At 63.0% G+C, this 21,730-nt stretch carries 21 protein-coding genes and 1 riboswitch; of the genes, 10 read left to right on the top strand and 11 right to left on the bottom strand.

The genetic code is table 11. The annotated features are described in order from the left end of the window. The 5 genes from ENZ74_RS02660 to ENZ74_RS02640 all read left to right on the top strand — a co-directional run. The coding region (locus ENZ74_RS02660) for an S-(hydroxymethyl)glutathione dehydrogenase/class III alcohol dehydrogenase (RefSeq protein ID WP_127312657.1) at positions 1–1,101 on the top strand (1,101 nt) is incomplete at its 5' end. 69 nt (positions 1,102–1,170) lie between these two features. Further along, the gene (locus ENZ74_RS02655) at positions 1,171–1,641 is read left to right on the top strand and encodes a YaiI/YqxD family protein (RefSeq protein WP_013531944.1); all 471 of its coding nucleotides are present in this window, start codon (positions 1,171–1,173) and stop codon (positions 1,639–1,641) included. Between the two features lie 23 nt (positions 1,642–1,664). Beyond that, positions 1,665–2,342 (top strand): DUF1345 domain-containing protein, encoded by a 678-nt coding sequence (locus ENZ74_RS02650; protein ID WP_013531945.1) that lies wholly within the window; start codon positions 1,665–1,667, stop codon positions 2,340–2,342. A gap of 97 nt (positions 2,343–2,439) precedes the next feature. After that, positions 2,440–3,321 carry a cytochrome b/b6 domain-containing protein gene (locus ENZ74_RS02645; RefSeq protein ID WP_013531946.1) on the top strand — a complete coding sequence of 294 codons (882 nt, stop codon included), beginning with the start codon at positions 2,440–2,442 and terminating at the stop codon, positions 3,319–3,321. A gap of 1 nt (position 3,322) precedes the next feature. Further along, a complete protein-coding gene (locus tag ENZ74_RS02640) occupies positions 3,323–4,114 on the top strand; it encodes a molybdopterin-binding protein (protein ID WP_013531947.1) in 792 nt (263 codons plus the stop codon). A 31-nt stretch (positions 4,115–4,145) separates the two neighbouring features. Here the strand turns inward: ENZ74_RS02640 and ENZ74_RS02635 are convergent, their stop codons facing one another. Next, a complete protein-coding gene (locus ENZ74_RS02635) occupies positions 4,146–4,943 on the bottom strand; it encodes an aspartate/glutamate racemase family protein (protein ID WP_013531948.1) in 798 nt (265 codons plus the stop codon). 221 nt (positions 4,944–5,164) lie between these two features. Between ENZ74_RS02635 and ENZ74_RS02630 the strand changes: the two genes are divergently transcribed. Together ENZ74_RS02630 and ENZ74_RS02625 are read left to right on the top strand one after the other, a co-directional pair. Further along, positions 5,165–6,445 carry a D-amino acid dehydrogenase gene (locus ENZ74_RS02630; protein ID WP_063167890.1) on the top strand — a complete coding sequence of 427 codons (1,281 nt, stop codon included), beginning with the start codon at positions 5,165–5,167 and terminating at the stop codon, positions 6,443–6,445. Between the two features lie 8 nt (positions 6,446–6,453). Next, positions 6,454–7,182 carry a GntR family transcriptional regulator gene (locus tag ENZ74_RS02625; RefSeq protein WP_024505339.1) on the top strand — a complete coding sequence of 243 codons (729 nt, stop codon included), beginning with the start codon at positions 6,454–6,456 and terminating at the stop codon, positions 7,180–7,182. Positions 7,183–7,219: 37 nt separating this feature from the next. Here the strand turns inward: ENZ74_RS02625 and ENZ74_RS02620 are convergent, their stop codons facing one another. Then, on the bottom strand, positions 7,220–8,221 hold the full coding sequence (locus tag ENZ74_RS02620; protein ID WP_063167889.1) for a hypothetical protein: 1,002 nt from the start codon (positions 8,219–8,221) through the stop codon (positions 7,220–7,222). Positions 8,222–8,465: 244 nt separating this feature from the next. Further along, positions 8,466–8,552: riboswitch (glycine riboswitch) on the top strand. Between the two features lie 149 nt (positions 8,553–8,701). Between ENZ74_RS02620 and gcvT the strand changes: the two genes are divergently transcribed. From gcvT to gcvP, 3 genes are read left to right on the top strand one after another with little or no spacing between them, the layout of a single operon-like run. Further along, positions 8,702–9,802, top strand: a complete 1,101-nt coding sequence (gene gcvT / locus ENZ74_RS02615; RefSeq protein ID WP_063167888.1) for a glycine cleavage system aminomethyltransferase GcvT — start codon at positions 8,702–8,704, stop codon at positions 9,800–9,802. A gap of 5 nt (positions 9,803–9,807) precedes the next feature. Next, positions 9,808–10,176 carry a glycine cleavage system protein GcvH gene (gene gcvH / locus ENZ74_RS02610; protein ID WP_013531953.1) on the top strand — a complete coding sequence of 123 codons (369 nt, stop codon included), beginning with the start codon at positions 9,808–9,810 and terminating at the stop codon, positions 10,174–10,176. Positions 10,177–10,193: 17 nt separating this feature from the next. Then, a complete protein-coding gene (gene gcvP, locus ENZ74_RS02605; RefSeq protein WP_063167887.1) occupies positions 10,194–13,004 on the top strand; it encodes an aminomethyl-transferring glycine dehydrogenase in 2,811 nt (936 codons plus the stop codon). A 1-nt stretch (position 13,005) separates the two neighbouring features. Here gcvP and ENZ74_RS02600 read toward each other — a convergent pair whose 3' ends face one another. The 9 genes from ENZ74_RS02600 to ENZ74_RS02560 form a co-directional block, all read right to left on the bottom strand. Continuing rightward, entirely contained in the window at positions 13,006–14,181 is a 1,176-nt protein-coding gene (locus ENZ74_RS02600) for a GGDEF domain-containing protein (protein ID WP_063167886.1), read from the bottom strand. A 160-nt stretch (positions 14,182–14,341) separates the two neighbouring features. Next, a complete protein-coding gene (locus ENZ74_RS02595) occupies positions 14,342–14,812 on the bottom strand; it encodes a hypothetical protein (RefSeq protein WP_013531956.1) in 471 nt (156 codons plus the stop codon). 160 nt (positions 14,813–14,972) lie between these two features. Beyond that, positions 14,973–15,797 (bottom strand): hypothetical protein, encoded by an 825-nt coding sequence (locus tag ENZ74_RS02590; RefSeq protein WP_013531957.1) that lies wholly within the window; start codon positions 15,795–15,797, stop codon positions 14,973–14,975. 80 nt (positions 15,798–15,877) lie between these two features. After that, positions 15,878–16,840, bottom strand: coding sequence for a type II secretion system F family protein (locus tag ENZ74_RS02585; protein ID WP_063167885.1), 963 nt, complete (start codon positions 16,838–16,840; stop codon positions 15,878–15,880). Between the two features lies 1 nt (position 16,841). Further along, on the bottom strand, positions 16,842–17,807 hold the full coding sequence (locus ENZ74_RS02580; protein WP_027162569.1) for a type II secretion system F family protein: 966 nt from the start codon (positions 17,805–17,807) through the stop codon (positions 16,842–16,844). A 4-nt stretch (positions 17,808–17,811) separates the two neighbouring features. Further along, positions 17,812–19,233 carry a CpaF family protein gene (locus ENZ74_RS02575; RefSeq protein WP_024505345.1) on the bottom strand — a complete coding sequence of 474 codons (1,422 nt, stop codon included), beginning with the start codon at positions 19,231–19,233 and terminating at the stop codon, positions 17,812–17,814. Further along, the gene (locus ENZ74_RS02570) at positions 19,230–20,444 is read right to left on the bottom strand and encodes a CpaE family protein (RefSeq protein WP_013531961.1); all 1,215 of its coding nucleotides are present in this window, start codon (positions 20,442–20,444) and stop codon (positions 19,230–19,232) included. Before ENZ74_RS02570 ends, ENZ74_RS02575 begins: the two co-directional genes overlap by 4 nt. Before the next feature lie 44 nt (positions 20,445–20,488). Beyond that, positions 20,489–20,758 carry a hypothetical protein gene (locus tag ENZ74_RS02565; protein ID WP_013531962.1) on the bottom strand — a complete coding sequence of 90 codons (270 nt, stop codon included), beginning with the start codon at positions 20,756–20,758 and terminating at the stop codon, positions 20,489–20,491. A 4-nt stretch (positions 20,759–20,762) separates the two neighbouring features. Next, on the bottom strand, positions 20,763–21,730 hold a 968-nt coding region (locus ENZ74_RS02560; RefSeq protein ID WP_164760940.1), incomplete at its 5' end, for a type II and III secretion system protein family protein.

The raw sequence follows: 21,730 nt of genomic DNA, 5'->3' as shown, positions 1-21,730 counted from the left end.
GCCGCCGGAAAGCCGCTGGAGATCATGGAGGTCGACCTCGAGGGCCCGCGCGAGGGCGAAGTGCTGGTCGAGATCAAGGCGACAGGCATTTGCCACACCGACGAATTCACACTGTCGGGCGCCGATCCGGAAGGTCTGTTTCCGGCCATCCTCGGCCATGAAGGCGCCGGCGTCGTCGTCGATGTCGGCAAGGGTGTCACCTCGCTCAAGAAGGGCGACCACGTCATCCCGCTCTATACGCCCGAATGCCGCCAGTGCCCGTCCTGCCTGTCGAGAAAGACGAACCTCTGCACGGCGATCCGCGCCACGCAGGGCCAGGGCCTGATGCCCGATGGTTCGTCGCGCTTCTCGATCGGCAAGGACAAGATCTTTCACTATATGGGCTGCTCGACCTTCTCGAACTTCACCGTGCTGCCCGAGATCGCACTGGCCAAGGTCAATCCGGACGCGCCCTTCGACAAGATCTGCTACATCGGCTGCGGCGTCACCACCGGCATCGGTGCCGTGATCAACACCGCCAAGGTCGAGATCGGCGCCACCGCGGTCGTCTTCGGCCTCGGCGGCATCGGCCTCAATGTCATCCAGGGCCTGAAACTTGCCGGCGCCGACATGATCATCGGCGTCGATTTGAACAACGACAAGAAGGAGTGGGGCGAGCGCTTCGGCATGACGCATTTCGTCAATCCGAAGGAGATCGACGGCGATGTCGTGCCCTACCTCGTCAACATGACCAAGCGTGGCGCCGACCAGATCGGCGGCGCCGACTACACATTCGACTGCACGGGGAGCACCAAGGTCATGCGTCAGGCGCTCGAAGCCTCGCATCGCGGCTGGGGCAAGTCGGTGGTCATCGGCGTTGCCGGCGCCGGCCAGGAGATCTCGACCAGGCCGTTCCAGCTGGTCACCGGCCGCACCTGGATGGGCACCGCCTTCGGCGGCGCGCGCGGCCGCACCGATGTGCCGAAGATCGTCGACTGGTACATGGACGGCAAGATCCAGATCGACCCGATGATCACCCACACGCTCAAGCTCGAGGACATCAACAAGGGTTTCGATCTCATGCATGAGGGCAAATCGATCAGAAGCGTCGTGGTTTACTGAGGAAGATCGCAGGCCGCGGTCCAACCGGCGCGCGGCCTCCGTGGTTCACAATGGGAGGAGAAAAGAAACATGAGCGAACTCCCCGCCATTCTCGTCGATGCAGACGCCTGCCCGGTCAAGGCCGAGGTCGAAAAAGTGGCCGACCGGCATGGCGTCGTTGTCACCTACGTCTCCAATGGCGGCCTGCGGCCGTCGCGCGATCCGATGGTCCGCAATGTCGTGGTCTCCAAGGGCGCTGATGCCGCCGACGACTGGATCGTCGACAATGCACGCACCAACGACATTGTGATCACCGCCGACATTCCGCTGGCCGCCCGCGCGGTGGCGCTTGGCGCCCATGTGCTTGGGCCAACCGGACGTCCCTTCACGCCGGAAACGATCGGCATGGCGGTGGCGATGCGCGACCTGAAGCAGCATCTGCGCGAGACCGGCGAAAGCAAGGGCTACAATGCCAGCTTCGCGCCGCAAGACCGGTCGCGGTTTCTGGGCGAACTCGATCGCATCTTGCGGCGTGCCATGAAATCGGCCACACCGGATTAGCGCTATCCAGGGCTGGAACCACCATGGCCGCCGAAGCTCCGATAGACAAACCCATGCAGCGCCACATGCTGTTTGCTGTGTCTGCCTGCTTCGGCGTCTTTGCGCTTCTGGTGGCGTTGCTGCTGCACGCTCCGCTTGCCTATTCGATCGGCGCCAACGCGTTCTTTGCCGCCTATGTCATTCTCGTCGTCGCCCAGATGCCGAAGTTCACCGGCAGGTATCTGAGCAAGAATGCGCGCGCCACCGACCAGCCGGTGCTGGTCATCTTCGCCGTGACGCTTGTCGTCGTCGGCGTTGCCGTTGTCGCATTGTTCCTGCTGATCAATCAGAAGGACAGAAGCCATCCCATCGAGCTCTTCTTCGCGCTGCTGTCGATCCCGCTCGGCTGGTTCACCATCCATGCCATGGCAGCGCTCCATTATGCTCATGTCTACTGGATGGATGGCGATGCGATGGATGCCGAGACCAGGAAGAAAATCCCGGTCGGCGGACTGCTGTTTCCGGGCGACAAACGGCCGGAGGGTTGGGACTTCCTCTATTTCTCGACGGTGATCGGCATGACGGCGCAGACCGCCGACACCAACATCTCGACGACGCATATGCGTCGTGTCGTGCTTGTCCACTCGATCCTGTCGTTTTTCTTCAACACGGTCATCGTCGCCGCTGCCGTCAATCTCGCCGTCAGCCTGGGCGGTCCGTAATAAATCCGTGATCGGATGAAACATCGGTTTGGATCGCGACGTATCAGGAGGACAATGAGCGCGCAGGCCATGCCGCGAGGCCGGGAGACGAAACACGATGGAATCCGTTGCCAGAAGCCAATCCGCCGCCGATCCAGGCGCTTCGGCGTCGAACGACAAAACGCTGATTTACCGGCAGTCGCGCTGGACGCGGCTGACGCATTGGCTGTGGGCCATCTCGCTGTTCTTCATGCTGTTGTCCGGCCTGCAGATCTTCAATGCCCGTCCGCAGCTCTATATCGGCAAGCAATCGGGCTTCGATTACAACAACACCATCTTCGCCATCGGCGCCGAGAACTCCGATGCGGGTCCGCGCGGCTACACGGAGATCTTCGGCAAACGCTTCAACACCACTGGGGTGCTCGGCTGGTCGGGTCCGGCCGGCCAGGAGACGTCCCGCGCCTTCCCGTCCTGGGCGACCATCCCGTCCTACTATGATCTCGGCACTGCGCGCGTCATCCATTTCTTCTTTGCCTGGATACTCACCACGACGTTGATCGTCTGGCTGGTCGCCAGCATCGTCAACGGTCACATCCGCCGCGATCTCGCGCCACGCCTCGACGATTTGAAGCGGTTGCCGCAAGACATCGTCGACCACGCCAAGCTCAAATTCCACCACACGCGCGAATACAACACGCTGCAGAAGATGGCCTATGGCGGGGTTCTGTTCGTGCTGCTGCCGCTGATGATCATCACCGGTCTGGCGATGTCGCCAAGCATGAACTCGGTGCTGCCTTTCCTCAACGATCTGCTCGGTGGCCGGCAGACGGCACGCACCATCCATTTCACCGTGATGGTGCTGCTGGTCGCCTTCTTCGTCGTCCATATCCTGATGATCCTGGCCGCCGGCCCGATCAACGAGCTGCGCTCGATCATCACCGGCTGGTACCGCACCGATCCTCCCGCACAGAACGACAATACAGCCGAGAGGAGTGCCTGACATGGCGAAGTTTGAGATCAGCCGCCGCAAATTCCTGACCGCTGCCGGCCTTGGCGCTTCCGGTATCATGCTGTCGGGCTGCGACGCCTTTGACAGCCAGCTAAGCGTCGGCAGCGGCCTGCGCAGTTTCCTCGAAAACGCCAATGGCCTGACATACCGGGCGCAACGCCTGCTCGCCGGACGCGGTGCGCTGGCGCCGGAATTCACCGAGGCCGATATCCGCCAGCCGCAGCGGCCGAACGGCGTCACCGCTCCCGATGACGACGTCTACAAGGGCCTGCTCGCCAACAATTTCGCCGACTGGCGTCTGGAAGTGACGGGTCTTGTCGAAAAGCCGCTGTCGCTCAGCCGCGAGCAGCTCCAGAACATGCCAAGCCGCACCCAGATCACCCGCCATGACTGCGTCGAAGGCTGGAGCTGCATAGCCAAATGGACCGGCACGCCGCTGTCGCTGGTGCTGGACCAGGCGGTGGTCAAACCGCAGGCGCGCTATGTCATGTTCCATTGCCTCGACACGATCGACCGCAGCCTGTCGGGCGACATCAAATATTACGGCACCATCGACCTCATCGATGCCCGTCACCCGCAGACGATCCTCGCCTACGGCCTGAACGGCAAGCCGCTGCCGGTCGAGAACGGCGCGCCGCTGCGGGTTCGCGTCGAGCGCCAGCTCGGCTACAAGATGCCGAAATATCTCTACAAGATCGAACTGGTCGACGGCTTTGCCGATGTCGGCGGTGGCAGGGGCGGCTATTGGGAAGACAATGGCTATGACTGGTACGGCGGGATCTGAGCTGCACACCGCAAATCCGGCGCTGAAGATGCTAGCCTAGCGAGCGGCGAAACAGCTCGCCTTTTCCGGCAATCTGCTCGCCAATGCCGCCAAGCCGCAGCATATGCCAGGCAAGTGCATGGTTGCTGGAGGTGACCGGTTTCCCCAACTCCTTCTCGACCTCCTCGATGATGCGGGCAACGCGCATGCTGGTGCAGGAAACGAACACCGCATCACAGTCGCTCGACGCACCGATTTCCAAGATGGCCTGCTTGACCGATGCCGGCGTGATGCGTGCAACGACATTGTCGTCCGCCTCGTTGAAGGAGCCCATGACCGGAATATCCATCCCCCGCGCCATCAGCGATGCCCGCAGCGAATGATTGATTTTCGCCAAGTAAGGGGTGAGCAGCGCGATCCTCGAGACCCCCAGGGCCTTCAGCGCGGCGCGTGCCGCGGTCACCGGATTGGTCACCTGCACACCAGGCAGCACCTCGTGAACGCGCTCGGCAACCTTATCCTCGCCGATGACCAGCGCTCCCGACGTGCAGGCAAAGCCGATCACATCGAACTTGACGTCGGGCAAGAGTCCCACCGTTGCCGGGATTACCGCCGACATTTTCATCAGGTTTTCCGGTGTGATCTCGACATCGCTGTAGAGCCGCGCCTCGTACAGCGCGATGTCGCGCGCGGGCAGCGCATACCGGAATTCATCCTCGATGGTCTGGTCGGTCCGCAGCACGAGCAGGCCGAGATTGGCGCGCGTGCCGATACCGTCATCGGTCTTGAAGGGAATGTGTTCCTTGTCGAGGACAAGCGTGTCGTCGGCGCGGCTAACCGGGGCGTCCATGGCGCAGTCCCCTCCCTGATGCCAATCAGAATTGTCGACAATAGAAACGGCGATATTGCCGAAACTGTCAAGGGCTCTGTGCAGATCCTGGGAACCGGTAAACGCCTGAATTTTGCGCTTGCGCGGATCGCTTGTCCGTCGCCGACCCATTCACCGTTGACAGGGATCGGCGTCTTCCTATTGAATTGTCGACAATAGGAACACAGCCCTTCGGGACAGCAATGCGCGTATTGATCTTGGGCGGCGGCGTGGTCGGGATCACCACCACTTATCAGTTGCAAAAGGACGGCCACGCGGTCACTGTTCTCGAGCAGGCACCGCAGGTGGCCGAGGGCGCGAGCTGGGCAAATGCAGGCATGATCGCGCCCGGTCACTCCTTCGTCTGGTCATCACCAGCCGCGCCAAAAATCCTGCTGAAGTCGCTGTTCCTGAAAGACCAGGCGCTTCGCTTCAAACTTTCCGCCGACCCGCATCTCTACAGCTGGTCGCTGCGCTTCCTCAGGGAATGCACGGCCGCCAAAGCGCGTCGCAACACCCTCCTCAAACATCGGCTTGCGGTCCATTCCCAATCGGTCCTGCAGGCGGTCGTCAGGGAGGAATCGATCCAATACGACAGGACCTCGGCCGGCATCCTTTACTTCCACCGCAGCCGTCAGGCGCTCGACAAGGGCGTCGCCAACATGCGCCTGCTGGAGGCCGACGGCCAGGAGATCCGCATTGTCGACGCACAGGAAATCATTGACCGCGAGCCGGCGCTGGCTTCGTCGCGCGGCAGCATTGCCGGCGGCATAATGTGTCCAACCGATGAAACCGGCGACGCCGCCAAGTTCACGCGCGCGCTGGCGGCCATCGTCGAAACGAGGGGCGGCAAGATCCTGACAAGCACGAGGATCGTCGGGATCGAACGCAGGAATGACGCGATCATCCGGGTCGTCACCGACAAGGGAGAATTTCTGGCCGACACCTACGTTCTGTGTCTCGGCGCCGAAAGCCCGATCCTCGCCCGCAAGATCGGCCTTGGTTTGCCGATCTATCCGGTCAAAGGATATTCCCTGACCATTCCCATCGTCGACCCGGCGCTGGCTCCAAAACTCCCCGTCATCGATGAGCACAATCTCGTTGCCATCACGCCGATGGGCGATCGCATCCGCGTCACCGCCACCGCGGAATTCGCGGGCTATGATCGCAGCCACAAGCCTTCGGATTTCGCCTTCATGAAGCGCGTCACGCAGGACCTGTTCCCGCGCGGTATCGCCTATGATCGCGCCGAAATGCGGGCCTGCCTGAGACCCATGACGCCCGACAATCTGCCGATCCTCGGCCTGCGCAACATCAAGAACCTCTGGCTGAACACCGGCCACGGCCATATTGGATGGACGATGGCGCATGGATCGGCCCGCATCGTCGCCGACCTGATCGCCGGCCGGGCTGCGCCGATCGCCCTCGACGGTATCCTTCCCACACAGGCGCGGTTCGCCGAACCAAGCGCCGCAAAGGCTTGACCGACGCCATGCTCCGACCCACCAGGCACAGCAACCAGGACGACGATGCGGCGTTGGCATCCAAGCCGATCAAGACCGGCCCGCGCGTCTATGAAGAGATCCGTCGCATGGCGATGGACTATCGCTTCAAGCCGAACGAGCGCATCAACGAAGTGGCGCTTGCCGCGAGGCTGAATGTCAGCCGCAGCCCGATCAGGGAGGCCCTCCAGCGGCTGGTCACGGAGGAACTCATCACCTTCCAGACCAATCGCGGCTTCTTTTGCCGCGGCTTCGATGTCGACGAGGTCGTCAATCTTTCCGACGTGCGGGCGGTGCTTGAGGAGCGCTCCGTCAGGCTGGCGATCCAGCGCGCGACCAATGAAGAGCTCGCCGCGCTCGTCGACTGGTGGACGCTCACCATGGCGCGCGCCGACTCGTTTTCCAGCGCCGAGCTGACCGCCAGGGACGAGGAGTTTCACATCCGCATCGCCAGGCTGTCAGGCAATCCCGAACTGGCGCGCATGCTCGAAGGCATCAACACGCGCATCCATTTCGTTCGCAAGATCGAAGTGGAGAAGCACCGGCGACTGTCGACAACCTACACCGAACACAGCGAAATCGCCCGAGCCATGGTAACCCGCGATGCCGACACGGCCGCAAGGCTCATGCATGACCACATCGACATCAGTGTCGCCGATGCCATGTCGACCGTCCGGGAAGGCCTGGCCCGGATATACGTCGACGTCGATCAGATCTGACCAGCATCCCGGATCCGATTAAGCAATCCCTGGCCGGTCAGGCAACCTTGTCGAGCAGCGGCCTGAGCGCCGGGTGAATTTCCGGCGAGGCGTGCTTGATCAGGGTCAGCAGCGCGCGTTCGTTCTCGTAAAGTGGCCTGTCGACGCCGATATGTTCGATCAGCCAGCCGGCTTCGCCGGCATCGATCGTCTCGGCACGGCGGGCCAGGGCCTCGGCCGCCCTGTTCTTGGCTTCCCATTCGGCTTCGATGTCGCCAGGAGATCGGTAGGCCTCCATGATGCCGGCAAGCCCGCCGGAGATCATGCGGCTGAAGAAGCCGCCGATTTCCGGATCGGCATGTTCGAGGAAGGCGTCATGGCGCAGCGCCACGTCGCGCGTCGGTGCTTCGTAGCCGGCCGAGCACATGACGAAATTGGCGATCGCCTTGACGAACAGCTCGTTCCAGGACGGATCGTTTTGTCCTTGAGCAGTCCGCTCGTTGATCTTGAGCAGCACCTCGGCCTCGGCGCGCGTGATGGCGATGTTGCCGTCGCCGCCATGGGCATGGAGTATCCGGCGCAAAAGCTCGACCTCCGCCTGCGCGACGAGGCCCGGAGCCAGCGCGCCGCCGAGCATCAGCGGCCCCTTGCCGTCAATGACGGCATGCGCCACCTGCTCCAGCGCATACACACAAAGCTGGGCCGGCGACGATTTCGCCTGTTCCAGCACATGCACCAGCAATTCGAGTTCGGTCCGGCTGTCGACCATGCCGTCGCGCGAGATCGTGCGGATCAGCCAGTCGGCATTGTCCTGCGAGATATAGCCCGATGGCTTTTCCTGGTGGACGATATAGTCGGTGACCGCCTCAATGAAGAAGGGCGGCCATTCCTGGCATTTGTCCTTCGCCGTGGCATCGAGCGCGAACAGCGCCTCGGCCTCGCCACGCGTCACGACGCCGTCGCCGAACACTTCATGGCGCAACATCGCCACGTCCTCCGCGGCGATGCGGCTTTTCGAGGTCAGCCCGGCCACCGGCGCGCTCATGATCAATTCGCCCATTTGTCGTCCCCGTCCGCCGTCGCCAAGCGCCGGCCCCATAGCGTCACACAAGCCAACATATCAGCAGTGTCTTGAAAAACCGGCAAACGGCGTGGTTAGTGAAGACTTGTCGCCAACGCATGTCGCCTGACAGCGTGCCGCGGTTTGAAGAACGACATGCACGCGCTTTAGATGTTGCTGACAGGTGACAAGCCGTCGCGCGCAAGCTATGGATGGCGCGTCGAGGACTCAGGGTCTTGAGTCCTACCTGTTTGCGGGAGAGAACAGCGAGAGCTGTCGCCGAAGGGGAAATCGCCCGAAATCTCTCAGGCAAAAGAACCGTAGACGGGAAAGACACTCTGGAAAGTCGGGGCTTGCCCCCGCGCCGAAGGTGTAAGCGCCGCTGACAGAGTTCCGGCTGCGCGAGTCTCTCAGGCTTCAGACAGAGGGGCACGGACTGGTCGCCATTCGCGACCGATTGCGTGCGACTCTGGAGACGACATGGCGGGCGACGACACAAAACACCTTCCCCTTGAAGATATCCATATGGCCGCCGGTGCGCGCTTCGGCGCCTTTGCCGGCTGGTCGATGCCGCTGACCTATCCGGCCGGCGTCATGAAGGAACACCTTCACACCCGCGAGCAGGCCGGCCTGTTCGACATCTCGCACATGAAGCTGTTCGAGGTCAGCGGACCGGAAGCGGCGGCACTGCTCAACCGTGCTTGCCCACTGGATGCCGGCGCGCTCGAAATCTCGCAATCCAAACTGTCCTTTTTCCTCAACGAAGCAGGCGGCATCCTCGACGACCTGATCGTCACCAGGCTTAGCGATGCCAGGTTCATGGTGGTCGCCAATGCCGGCAACGCCGTAGCCGACGAAAAGCATTTGCGTGCACTTGCCGCGGATTTCGACGCCAGGATCGAGCCGCTCGACCGCGTCTTCCTGGCCATCCAGGGTCCTGAAGCCTGGGCCGCCCTTTCCCGCGCCGGCATCGAGACCGGCTCGCTGCTGTTCATGCATGGGGTCGAACCGCGCAAGAACTGGTTCATGAGCCGGTCGGGCTATACCGGCGAGGACGGGTTCGAGATCGGCTTGCCGGAGGCCGATGCACGCGACCTCGTCGCGAAGCTGCTCGGAGACGAGCGCGTGCTGTGGATCGGCCTGGCTGCGCGCGACAGCCTGCGCCTGGAGGCCGGTCTCTGCCTGCATGGCCAGGACATCACACCGGAAACCGACCCGGCCAGCGCCGCCTTGATGTGGGCAATTCCAAAGGACATCCGCGCTTCCGGCACTTTCATCGGCGCCGATGCGCTCCGCGCCGCGGTGGAACGAGGACCCGCGCAAAAGCGCGTCGGTTTGAAGCCGGAAGGCCGCCAGCCGGTGCGTGGCGGTGCCGCGCTCTTCGACGCCGACGGCAACCCGGCCGGCCATGTCACGTCGGGCGGCTTCGGCCCCTCGGCCGGCCATCCGGTCGCCATGGGCTATGTCTCGACACCTCTGGCAAAGCCCGGAATTCGGGTTTTCGCCGATGTGCGCGGCACGAAAATCCCAGTCGATATCAGCTCCCTGCCCTTCACACCGCATCGCTACCGAAAAGGATGATCTCAATGGCAACGACCTATTTCACATCAGATCACGAGTGGCTCCGCGTCGAGGGCGGCATCGCCACGGTCGGCATCACTGATTACGCGCAGGAGCAGCTCGGCGACCTCGTCTTCGTCGAACTGCCGGAGACGGGAAAGAAATTGACCAAGGGCGACACCGCCGTCGTGGTCGAATCCGTCAAGGCGGCGTCCGATGTCTATGCACCAGTCGACGGCGAGATCACCGAGGCCAACGGCACGCTGTCGTCGGATCCGTCACTGGTCAATTCGGCCGCAACAGGGGCCGGCTGGCTGTGGAAGATGAAGCTTGCCGACGAAAGCCAGCTCGCCGGTCTCATGGATGAGGCCGCCTACAAAGCCCATATCGGTTGATATCAGGACTTATTGAGATGACCGCAGCACCCTACCCCTTCTCGGCCCGCCATATCGGTCCCGGCCTCAACGATACCAGAGCCATGCTGGCCGCCATCGGCGTGCCCTCGATCGAGACGCTGATCAGCCAGTCCGTCCCGAAGTCGATCCGGCTCGATCGGCCGCTTGCCCTGCCGGCACCAGCGAGCGAGGCGGAAGCGCTGGCTGAGCTTTCGGCTGTCATGGCCGGGAATACGGTGCTGAAGAGCTTCATCGGCGCCGGTTATCACGGCGTCCATGTGCCGCCGGTTATCCAGCGCAATCTGTTCGAGAACCCGGCCTGGTATACGGCCTACACGCCCTATCAGGCCGAGATCAGCCAGGGCCGGCTGGAAATGCTGTTCAACTTCCAGACCCTGGTCACCGAACTGACCGGCCTGCCGGTGGCATCGGCGTCGCTGCTGGATGAAGCAACCGCCGTGGCCGAGGCGGTCGGCATTGCACTGCGCCATCACCGCGACAAGCGCACCAAGGTAGCACTTGCCGGCACGCCGCACCCGCAGACGCTGGACGTGGTGCGCACCCGCGCCGAGCCGCTCGGCATCGAGATCGATGGCGAGACGATCGACGACAACACCGCCGCCCTGCTTGTCTCCTGGCCGGATACATTTGGCGTCTATGGCGACCACAAGGCAGCGATCGACAAGGCACACGCGACCGGCGCTCTCGTCGTCTTCATCGCCGACCCGCTCGGCCTGACGCTGACCGACGCGCCGGCCAAGCTTGGCGCCGACATCGCAGTCGGCCCGATGCAGCGCTTTGGCGTGCCGATGGGCTTTGGCGGCCCGCACGCGGCCTATTGCGCCGTCTCCGACAGGCTGACGCGGCTGATGCCTGGCCGCCTGGTCGGCCAGTCCACCGACAGCAAGGGCCGGCCCGGATACCGGCTTGCCTTGCAGACGCGTGAGCAGCATATCCGCCGCGACAAGGCGACCTCCAACATCTGCACCGCGCAGGCGCTGCTCGCCAATATGGCGACCGCCTATGCCATCTGGCACGGCCCCGCCGGGCTGCAGGCGATTGCCGGGCGCATCCACACGCTGGCCAATCGTCTTGCCGCCGGGCTCAAAGCAGCAAACATCTCCGTGCTCGGTTCAAGCCGCTTCGACACGGTGACGGCCGAGGTGAAGGGCAAGGCAGCTTCGATCGCCGCCGCCGCTGAAAAGGGCGGCAGATTGCTGCGTGCCGTCGATGCCGACCACATCGGCATCGCCTTCGACGAAACCTCCACCGAGGCCGATCTCGACGCAATCGCGGCCCTGTTCGGCGCCAAGGCTGGCGCCTCCGCCGACAGCACGGTGCCCGGCAAGCCGCGCGGCAAGGAGTTCCTGACCCAGCCTGTTTTCCACGAAAACAAGTCGGAAACCGAGATGATGCGCTTCCTGCGCCGGCTGGCCGACAAGGACCTGGCGCTCGACCGCGCCATGATCCCGCTGGGATCCTGCACCATGAAGCTCAACGCCGCCGCCGAGATGATGCCGGTGAGCTGGCCGAGCATTGCCAATCTGCACCCTTTCGCCCCGGCCGCGCACTCGGCAGGCTACCGCGCCATGATCGGCGAGCTGGAGGGCTGGCTGTCGGAGATCACCGGCTTCGACGCCGTCACATTGCAGCCCAATGCCGGCAGCCAGGGCGAATATGCCGGACTGCTCGCCATCCGCGGCTATCACCGCTCTCGCGGCGACAACCACCGCACCGTCTGCCTGATCCCCTCCTCGGCGCATGGCACCAATCCCGCGAGCGCGGCGATGGCTGGCATGAACGTCGTCGTCGTGCGCTGCACCGAAGACGGTAACATCGACATGGACGACATGAAGGCCAAGGCGACTGAGCATGCGCAAAATCTCGCAGCGCTGATGTTCACCTATCCCTCGACGCATGGCGTGTTCGAGGAAGGCGCACGCGATCTCTGCGCGCTGATCCATGAGCATGGCGGCCAGGTCTATTTCGACGGTGCCAACCTCAACGCGCTGGTCGGGCTTGCCCGTCCCGGCGACATCGGCGCCGATGTCTGCCATATGAACCTGCACAAGACCTTCTGCATTCCGCATGGCGGCGGCGGACCCGGCATCGGGCCGATCGGCGTCAAGGCGCATTTGAAGCCGTATTTGCCCGGCCATGTCACCGAAGGCTCGGCGCACGCCGTCTCCGCCGCCCCCTTCGGCAGCGCCTCGATCCTGCCGATCACCTGGATGTATATCCGCATGATGGGCGCCTCGGGCCTGAAGCAGGCGACCGAAACAGCGATCCTTTCCGCCAACTACATCGCAACGCGGCTCGGTGCGCATTTCCCGGTGCTCTACAAGGGCAGGCAGGGACGCGTCGCGCATGAATGCATCCTCGACACCCGTGTGCTCAAGGAGAGTGCAGGCATCAGTGTCGACGATGTCGCCAAGCGGCTGATCGATTATGGTTTTCACGCGCCGACCATGTCCTTCCCGGTCGCCGGCACGCTGATGGTGGAGCCGACCGAGTCCGAGCCCAAGCGGGAAATCGACCGCTTCTGCGAGGCCATGATCGCGATATCGGCAGAGGCAGCAAAAGTCGCCAGGGGCGAATGGCCTTTGGCCGACAATCCGCTGGTCAACGCGCCGCACACCGCCGCCGAGGCGCTGGCCGGCCAGTGGAACCATCCCTACTCGCGCCTGGAAGCGGCCTATCCGGCCGGCGACGCCGACACGGCAGCCAAGTACTGGCCTCCGGTGTCACGCATCGACAATGTCGCCGGCGACCGCAACCTGGTCTGCTCGTGCCCGCCGCTGTCCGACTATCTGGGGGCCGCGGAGTAATTTACGCTGAGCGCAAGGCCGGCTTGATCGGCTCGGCCTTGCCCATCCTCTTGCGGCTGATGACGCAATTTCGTCCGGCGCGTTTGGCGGCATAGAGCGCCGCGTCTGCCTCGGTGAGCACGTTGTCGAGGCTGCTGCCGCTTGCCTCGCCAAAGCCGATGCCGCCGCTGACCGTGCTGCGCAATTTGCCGAGCTGGGTGGGGACGATTTCGGCGCCGAAAGCCACGCCGATCTTGCTGGCGAGATCGTAGGCCTTTTCGTCCGTCATCCGCGACATGACGACTGCGAACTCCTCGCCGCCAAGGCGAAAAGCGTCGACGCCGGGCCGGGCATATTTCTTGATGACGGCGGCAAAACGGCACAAGACCTGATCCCCAACCGGGTGACCGTAGACATCGTTCGTCCGCTTGAAGTGGTCGAGGTCGAACATGACGATAGACATGAATGGACCGAAACTCCGCTCGCCGTAAAGCGACGTCAATGCCCGGCGGTTCAGCAACCCTGTCAGCGGGTCGGTCATGGTCTCGGCCTTGAGCTCGATCTGCGCCTGCAGATGATGGAGGGAGAGCGTCAATGCTCCGAGCCCGGTCATGCAGGCCACCGCCACGACGGAATTCAATCGTTCGGCCCAATTGTCGGGCGCAATCGCGAGCGTCCATTGCCCCTTGGTCAGCAGAACCACGCCGCAAAGCGCAAACGACATCGCGCAGGTGCCGCTCAGAAACGAAACCACCAGCAGGATGCGGCGATCGTGACTGCCGTTGATCCAGAACATGGCGCCGATCGCCGACAGCAGCGCCGTCACCGTGGTGTAGGTGATGATGAAGCCAACGCCGTCAAAGCCAAGGAAAGTGACAGCGGCACAGATAGTCATGGCGGCAAGCGCCGGTGCAACGGCGCGCCTGTAGCCGGGCACGCCGAGATATTGCATGGCCGACAAGCAGAGGATCAGGAACCCCAGGCTGAGCAGCGCAAGCACGATCTGGCAAAGCAGCGGATCGGGGTCCTTGGTGTACCGCCAGAACAGGATCACATGCGCGACGAGCACCAGAATTCCGCACGCCACCGTCAGCACGAAACCTGCCTTGGGTGCGGTGAACCAGATCGCAAACATGGTGACGCTGAGGCATATGCCCGACAGCGCGGCTGCGAGCAGGAGCGAACTGAAGTCCAGCATATCGGGCAAGGGCCTCTCGAGCGTCGGCGGTTGCGCTGCATTCTAGGTCAGCGGCTGCCCCCAGATACGGATTTTCAGGCGATCCATCGATGCAACCTGCAGATAGGGTTTACAAAGCGTCGATGGCACGTGTCCCGAAACCGGACCATTGGACGCGAGATCAACCCTTGTTCAGGAGAGCGAGGTTGGCGTTGACGACGGTGGGATCGGCCATGCCGGCCTTCGCTTCGAGCAGCAGCGCCTTGGCCTTCTTGCGATTGCCGCGCAGCAGTTGCGAATAACCCATATTGTTGACGATCTGCGGCCTGCGACCGGCGACTTTCAGAAGCTGGCCGTAGGCACGGTCGGCGAAGTCGAAGCGGCCGAGTTCATCATAGGAAGCCGCGAGCCCCATCCAGGCCTCCGCATTGTCGGCCTTCAACTCGACGGCCTTGCGGAAGTGCTTTTCGGCGAGGCCGTAATTGGCGTCGCGAAACTGCGCCTTGCCTTGCGCCAGATCGGAGGTTTCGGTGTCTTTAGCCGCCGGTTGGATGGCGGTGGTCTTGGTGGTGTCGACGCCACTCGTCGAACAGCCAGACATCATCAAGACGGCCGCCATCGTGGCCATTGCCGGGAAATTATTGTGACGCATGCCCCTGCCTCATCGCCCGATTTGCCGGGTCGTTCTTCAGGAAACACAATATATCAGCGGCGATTAAACTTCGGTGCCGAAACGCCGCCAAAATTCGGCTTCGGGCACACCAGCCATTAACCACCAGGCCGCGGTGCTTCAGTCGCAGCCAGCGGCGTCCTCACGGCTCCAGGGCTTTGAGCCCCGCAGGAGCCGTATACCGGCTGCCGTCATAGCGCAGCCGGTAGGTTTGGCTCACGGACTTGCCGGGATGGGACTGGCACTCGCCATCCTTGTCGGGCAACGGATTGTCGGTATCCATTCGCTCGACCACCGTTATGTCGTGGTAGCCATGATGTTTGGCCGGGCTCATCGCCAGGCTAACCCGACTGGTATGGAAGGATCCGGCGCAATTGGTATCACCCTCGCCGCCATTGCCGGCCACGACCAGGCCATCGAGCACCATCCTCAGGGAATCGCCATCGACGGCATAGAGCCGCAGGTCGGTTTCACTGAACGGATTAGGCAGCGAATTGTTTGCCATTTCGATGCGCAGGCCAAAGGCAGTAACATCGGGCGCCAGCGCATAGCGGCCGGTATCAAGCTCCACCTGGCGGATGGCGATGGCATCATCATTCATCAGCCCGGGCTGGAGCAGGCGCTGGCGCACCTGCCGGCTCTTCCTGTCGACAATCAAAAGCTCGATATCGCCGGCATGCGCGTAGTCGCTGGGTTGGGACCCGTCCATCAGCGGCACTGCGACCAACAGCAGGTCGTCATGGGCGGGCCAGATCTTGCAAGCCAGCCCTGGCGGATCGCCATACGCGAATGTCAGGGCAATGCTGGTGTGGGGTTCGAGCGTGAACGAGGTGCCGTCGGCGCTCTTTCGAGCTTTGGGATAGGCCTGCTGCACCAAGGCGGCGGCATCGCCGCAATCGCCGGCCACGGCCCAGGCGGGCGACAGGCTGGCCGCGGCAAGGCCAAGGAAGAGGGTGCGCAGCAGCATGGACTTTCTCACCTGCAAAGCCGGGTTCGGTCAGAACAATGGTTTGTCAGCCCCTTGCTAGGGCTTTTGTGGAGCGCTCGCTAGTGCGCCGTCATTTTGACGATGACTGGAATGGCCGCGATCATCAGCACCACCGGCAGGATGCACACAACCACGGGCACCGACATCTTGGCAGGCAGAGCGTGCGCCTTTTCCTCGGCCAACGACATACGCTTATGGCGCATGTCGTCGGAGAAGACGCGCAGCGCCCCCGACAGGCTGGTGCCGAGTTCCTTGGACTGCTGCAGCAGCGTGGCGAAGGAACGCACCTCGTCCAGGCTGAGGCGATCGGCGAGCGCCTTCAGCGCATCGTCGAGGCTGCGCCCGGCCCTCAGCTCCAGCGACACCAGCTGCAGGTTCTGGCTGAGCGCGGGATAAGTCTTGGCGAGTTCCTTGGAGACGCGCTCTATGCCTGCCTCCATGCTCATGCCGGCATCCGAGCAGACAATCATCAGGTCCATGAAATCGGGAAACCCGTTGCGGTACTCACGCCTGCGTTCCCGCACTTTCTGGCTCAGCATCAGGCCGGGCAGGAAATAACCGGCCGCGCCCGACAGGATGACGAATGTCCAGCGGCTGGCCATCGTTGCGTCCGGACTGGCCATCCAGCGGTTGAGCACAAACACACCGATTGCCGTGCCGATCATCGCGGTGAACCGGATCAGGAAGAACGTACCGACAGCGCGCGGCTCCATGTAGCCCGCCTGGATAAGCTTCATGCGCAGCCGCGCGACATTTTCCGGATCGCTCCTGGCGTAGAATTCCTGCGCCCGCTTCACCGCCTTCTCGCGCACGATGCCGGTATTCTTCTTTTGCACCGGCTCCGGTTTGGCGGCCACGGGACCGTTGTCGACCCTGAGCCGGCGCATGACCTCGTTGCGATCGCCCTTCGCCATGACAACAGGCCAGGCAACAGCGGCAGCACCCACCGCCAGCAGCAGTATGGCCACCGGCATCAATGAGGTCGGCGCAAGCGAGGCGAGGAATTCGATGAAGCCCTGCATGTCAGAACTTGAAATTCGACATCTTGAACATCATCAGATTGCCCAGCATCAGCCAGGTGATCGACGCGCCAAGCAGATACCAGGTCTTCGGCTCGCCCCAGACGTCGCTGTAGAAGCCCGGCATCAGTGCCATGATGGCGGCAAACAGCAACGCCGGCACGGCCGTCAGAATGTAGGCCGACATCCGGCCTTCTGTCGCAATGGCGCGCACCTTGCGGCGCAGCTTGCCACGCTCGCGAATCGTCGTCGCCAGGCCGTCGAGGATCTCGCGCAGATTGCCGCCCGAACTGGTCTGGATCGAGACGGCGGTGACGAACAACGGCAGATCCTCCTGGCCGACCCGGTCGAACAGCGAGTTCAACGCCGAAACCAGATCGGATCCGTAGGTCACTTCGTCGGCGATGACGCCGAACTCGCTGCCGATCGGGTCGGGCATCTCGCGCGCCACCATGGCGATCGCCACCGGCACCGGGTGGCCGGCCTTCAGGCCACGCGTGATCAGTTCCAGCGCCTCCGGCAACTGCATGCCGAACCGCTTCAGCCGGCGCTTGCGCTTGAAACGCAGCGTCAGCACCGGCAATAGCGGCATGAGCACCACGAACAGGACGAACCCCATCAGCGGCGGCAAGCCGTACCAGATGGCGACCAGGGCCATCGCCATCGCCACGCCGCAGGTGATCATCAGGAATTTCGACAGCGGCATGATCATGCCCGACTGGGTTCGCAGCGCGCGAAACCGGTCCGCCGAAAACAGCGGCGTGCCCGCGTCAAGGCCGCGCTCCTTGCGCAGTTGGACGAGCACCTGCTCCTGGCTGATCTTGTTTTCCTGCAGCCTCATGCGCCGGTTGATGGCGGTGCGCTTGTCGCTGCGGCCGGCATAAAGCAGGTAACAGGCCTCGGCGATCAGGATGCCGGTCAGCGCGGCCGCGGCATAGACGACATAGATCGCGCTCATTCCATCGAACACTTGGCTACTCCTGCGGCCGGCCGGGTTCGAAATATCGTCCGGGAAACTCGATGCCCATGGCGCGCAGGTCCTCGAGGAAGCGCGGCCGGATGCCGGTCGCCTCGTAGTGGCCCAGAATCTTGCCGTCGGCCTCCATGCCGGTGCGCACGAAGCGGAAGATCTCCTGCATCTGGATGACATCGCCTTCCATGCCGGTCACCTCGGCGACACTGGTCACCTTGCGCTTGCCGTCGGACAGGCGCGTCAGTTGGACGATCAGGTCGAGCGCGCTGGCGATCTGGCTGCGGATCGACTGCACCGTCATCGGCATGCCGGTCATGCCAAGCATCTGCTCGAGCCGCGAAATGGCGTCGCGCGGCGTGTTGGCATGGATGGTCGCCATCGACCCTTCGTGGCCGGTGTTCATTGCCTGCAGCATGTCGAAAGCCTCCTCGCCGCGGCATTCGCCGAGGATGACGCGGTCGGGGCGCATGCGCAGTGCGTTCTTGACCAGGTCGCGCTGCTTCAGCTCGCCATGGCCTTCGATGTTGGCCGGACGTGTTTCCATGCGCGCGACATGCGGCTGCTGCAGCTGGAGCTCGGCCGCGTCCTCGATGGTGATCAGCCGCTCGTCTTCCGGAATGAAGGCCGACAGTGCATTGAGCATGGTCGTCTTGCCGGTGCCGGTGCCGCCCGAAATGATCGTCGTCTTGCGGGCATGCACGGCCGCCGCCAGCACTTCGGCCATGTTCTGGGTGATGGCGCCGAATTCGACCAGTTTATGCAGGCCGAGCTTGTTCTTGGAGAATTTGCGGATCGACACCAGCGGGCCGTCGACCGCAACCGGGCGGATGGCCGCGTTGAAGCGCGAGCCGTCCAGCATGCGGGCATCGACCATCGGCTGCGATTCGTCGACGCGGCGACCGACCGCGGCGACGATCTTGTTGACGATGCGCAGGAGATGCGCCTCGTCCTTGAACGGAATGTGGACCGGCTGCAGCTTGCCTTTCTTTTCGACAAAGCAGTTCATGTGGCCGTTGATCAGGATATCGTTGATGTCGGGATCCTTGAGCAGCGGCTCGAGCGGACCGAGGCCGACCATCTCGTCGACGATGTCGTCGACCAGCGCATCAAGCTCGACGGTGTTGATCGCCATCCGCTCCTGCTTGGTCTTTTCCGAAACGAAGTCATGCACTTGCCGGCGCATCTCATCCTTCGGCAAACGCTCCAGCGCGACAAGATTGATCTCTTCGAGCAGCAGCCGGTGGATACGCACGCGCGCATCGAGCACCTTGTTGGCATTCTTTGCCAGCGCTGCTTCCGGCTTTGCCGGCAAAGCCTTTCGGCTGGTTGGTATGACGACGGCATGATGGGCGACCGGCGTCGTCTCATGCGCGCGCTGCGGACGCGCATCGCGGTTCTGCAGGGTGGAGAAGCGGCTGGTCATCCGGCTTTCCTCTTCAGCAATCCACGGCCCATGCCAAACAGCGAGCGCGATTTCGCCCGGGTCGGGACCGCTTCTTCCGGCAGGATGATCTTCTTCAGATCGTTGACGACATTGGCGTTGGGATCGATCTCGTGCAGCGGTACGCCGCGATCGACTGCTTCGCGCACCAGCCGGTAGTTGTTGGCGATGCCGCCGACGAAATGCTCGCCAAGGATTTCCTGGACGTCCGCCTGCTTGATGCCGTTATCGAACATCTTCTGTTCGAAACGGTTGACGATGACGTTCGGCTTCACTTCCTTGCCGGCCGTCTCGTAGACCGCCTGGATCAGCCGCTGGGTGTGGCGCAGGCACGGCACCGTCATTTCCGCGACGATGTAGAGCTTGTTGGAACCGAGCAGCACGGTCTCCGTCCATGGAAACCAGGTGCGGGGCATGTCGATGACGACATTGTCGAAATAGGCCGAAACGAGATCCAGCATGCGCACCACGACATCGGTCTTGAACGAGCGCATCTCGGCTGGATGCGCCGGTGCCGCCAGCACGCAAAGCCCGCTGGCATGCTTGGACAGCATCACGTCGAGCAGTTGGCGGTCGAGACGCTCGGGCTGGTTCTCGATCTCGGTGATGTCGAAACGCGGTTCGAGGTCGAGATATTCGGCACAGGCGCCCTGCTGGAAGTTGAGATCGACGACGCAGGTCGAGGCTCCGCGCGTCACCGAGTGATGCAGCTGGAAGGCGGTCTGCAGCGCCAGCGTCGTGGTGCCGACGCCGCCCGCCGCAGGCATGAAGGTATAGATTTGCGACTCGGTGTTTTCCTCGCGCCCGGGCCCTTGCAGCGCCCGTACCACGGAGCGCACCAGATCGGCCGTGGTGATCGGCTTGACCAGGAAATCCGCGACCTTGAGCTGCACGAGAATACGCACCGCGGCCGCGTTGAACTCCTGGGTGACGACGACGACCGGAACCTTGTCCTCCAGCCGACGCATGATGCGCTGCAGCGACTCGACCTCCTCCAGCCTTGCCGCATCCATGTCGACGATGATGGCGCCGAAGTCGGCTTCCTGGATCTCACCGCGCAACTCGGTAACGTTCTTCTCCACCGTCGAGAGCTGTATGATCTCGGAGGCGGAAAATGCGGTGCGCGTGTCCTGCGCAAACGTCCTGTCGGTCGATACGAGCAGGATCTTCCTGGTCTTGATGCCGTTTGCCATTCTGTCAGCCTGTCAGGTCGCCCGTTGACCAGTTGCCCGTTGAATCAGTTGCCTGTGGTCGACTGCGACGCCTTGGCACCGGCCGCCTGATCGGGTGTGACAGCCGCGGCACTGCCTCGTTGGGCCGGCACCAGGAGCCTGGTGTTCTGGACCCCGTATTTCCAGGGATCGACCATCTGCATGACGGTGTTGGCGGCCTGCGCATTGCCGGCGCCGGCCGTTGGCCCTTCGCTGCGCACATAGTCGTCGCTGGTGCAGCCAGCGGCAAAGCCGGCCAGCAGCAAGGCGACGCTCGATCCAAAGACCAGACGCATGGCTTCAATCCTTCGGCAGGTCGAGGAAATGCCCAGCCGAAGCGGCCGCTGCAGGTTGAGTGACGCGGCCGTCTGCCAGCGCCACGGTGCGACCGGCATCGGAATCCTTCACTTCCTCGGTGTTGTTGAGAAAATAGTCGGCATTGCTGGCCGGCTGCGTGCCATCTGTCGGCTCGACGAGCTTCTTCGACGGATCGACCGGCTTGACCAGATAGGGCGTTACGATGATGACGAGGTCGGTCTCGCGCCGCTGATAGGATTTGGACGAGAACAGAGCCCCAAGCACCGGCATCTTGCCGAGGCCCGGAATGCGCGACGTGGTGATGTCGTTTTGCGACTGCAGCAGTCCAGCGATCATGAAGCTCTGGCCGTTCTTCAGGTCGACTGACGTCCTGGCACGGCGCACGATGAAGCCAGGAACCGAGATCGTCCCGATATTGTAGGAGGCCGACGCATCGATCGAGGAGACTTCCGGCGCGATATCAAGGCTGACCAGCCCGTCTTTCAGAACCGTCGGCGTGAAATCCAGGCTGACGCCGTATTTCTTGTAGCTGACCGAGATCTTGCCGTTGTCCTCCGAGACCGGGATCGGGAACTCGCCGCCGGCGAGGAAGCTCGCCGTCTGACCGGACCGGGCGATCAGGTTCGGCTCGGCCAGTCGCCGCGCCAAGCCGCGCTCCTCCAGCGCCTTGATGGCAATATCGATCGATACGCCGTTCGATAGGAGACGACCGATGATCTCGCCAGTACCGGCCGCCGGCACTGTGCCCGGATCGATCGAGACGTCGCGGCCGCCAAGGCCATAGGCGAAATTGGCGGCGTATTTGGCACCCAGATCCTGGCCCGCCTGGCGGTTGATCTCGACAAAGCGGACGTTGAGCTGGACCTGCTGCGAAGATGAGATGTTGACCGAGTTGATCACCTCCTCGGCACCGGAAAAGCGCGTCGCGATCTTGTTTGCCTTTTCGGCGG

Source organism: Mesorhizobium sp. M7A.F.Ca.CA.002.15.2.1 (genome assembly GCF_003998715.1).
Taxonomy (GTDB): Bacteria; Pseudomonadota; Alphaproteobacteria; order Rhizobiales; family Rhizobiaceae; genus Mesorhizobium; species Mesorhizobium ciceri.
The sequence above is the reverse complement of the archived record's forward strand: the minus strand, read 5'-3'. Positions and strand labels throughout refer to the sequence as shown.

Bases quoted from the DNA above. Each gene is read 5' to 3' on its own strand.
- ENZ74_RS02655 (WP_013531944.1), top strand. From the start codon at position 1,171: ATGAGCGAACTCCCCGCCATTCTCGTCGATGCAGACGCCTGCCCGGTC.
- ENZ74_RS02650 (WP_013531945.1), top strand. From the start codon at position 1,665: ATGGCCGCCGAAGCTCCGATAGACAAACCCATGCAGCGCCACATGCTG.
- ENZ74_RS02645 (WP_013531946.1), top strand. From the start codon at position 2,440: ATGGAATCCGTTGCCAGAAGCCAATCCGCCGCCGATCCAGGCGCTTCG.
- ENZ74_RS02640 (WP_013531947.1), top strand. From the start codon at position 3,323: ATGGCGAAGTTTGAGATCAGCCGCCGCAAATTCCTGACCGCTGCCGGC.
- ENZ74_RS02635 (WP_013531948.1), bottom strand. From the start codon at position 4,943: ATGGACGCCCCGGTTAGCCGCGCCGACGACACGCTTGTCCTCGACAAG.
- ENZ74_RS02630 (WP_063167890.1), top strand. From the start codon at position 5,165: ATGCGCGTATTGATCTTGGGCGGCGGCGTGGTCGGGATCACCACCACT.
- ENZ74_RS02625 (WP_024505339.1), top strand. From the start codon at position 6,454: ATGCTCCGACCCACCAGGCACAGCAACCAGGACGACGATGCGGCGTTG.
- ENZ74_RS02620 (WP_063167889.1), bottom strand. From the start codon at position 8,221: ATGGGCGAATTGATCATGAGCGCGCCGGTGGCCGGGCTGACCTCGAAA.
- gcvT (WP_063167888.1), top strand. From the start codon at position 8,702: ATGGCGGGCGACGACACAAAACACCTTCCCCTTGAAGATATCCATATG.
- gcvH (WP_013531953.1), top strand. From the start codon at position 9,808: ATGGCAACGACCTATTTCACATCAGATCACGAGTGGCTCCGCGTCGAG.
- gcvP (WP_063167887.1), top strand. From the start codon at position 10,194: ATGACCGCAGCACCCTACCCCTTCTCGGCCCGCCATATCGGTCCCGGC.
- ENZ74_RS02600 (WP_063167886.1), bottom strand. From the start codon at position 14,181: ATGCTGGACTTCAGTTCGCTCCTGCTCGCAGCCGCGCTGTCGGGCATA.
- ENZ74_RS02595 (WP_013531956.1), bottom strand. From the start codon at position 14,812: ATGCGTCACAATAATTTCCCGGCAATGGCCACGATGGCGGCCGTCTTG.
- ENZ74_RS02590 (WP_013531957.1), bottom strand. From the start codon at position 15,797: ATGCTGCTGCGCACCCTCTTCCTTGGCCTTGCCGCGGCCAGCCTGTCG.
- ENZ74_RS02585 (WP_063167885.1), bottom strand. From the start codon at position 16,840: ATGCAGGGCTTCATCGAATTCCTCGCCTCGCTTGCGCCGACCTCATTG.
- ENZ74_RS02575 (WP_024505345.1), bottom strand. From the start codon at position 19,233: ATGACCAGCCGCTTCTCCACCCTGCAGAACCGCGATGCGCGTCCGCAG.
- ENZ74_RS02570 (WP_013531961.1), bottom strand. From the start codon at position 20,444: ATGGCAAACGGCATCAAGACCAGGAAGATCCTGCTCGTATCGACCGAC.
- ENZ74_RS02565 (WP_013531962.1), bottom strand. From the start codon at position 20,758: ATGCGTCTGGTCTTTGGATCGAGCGTCGCCTTGCTGCTGGCCGGCTTT.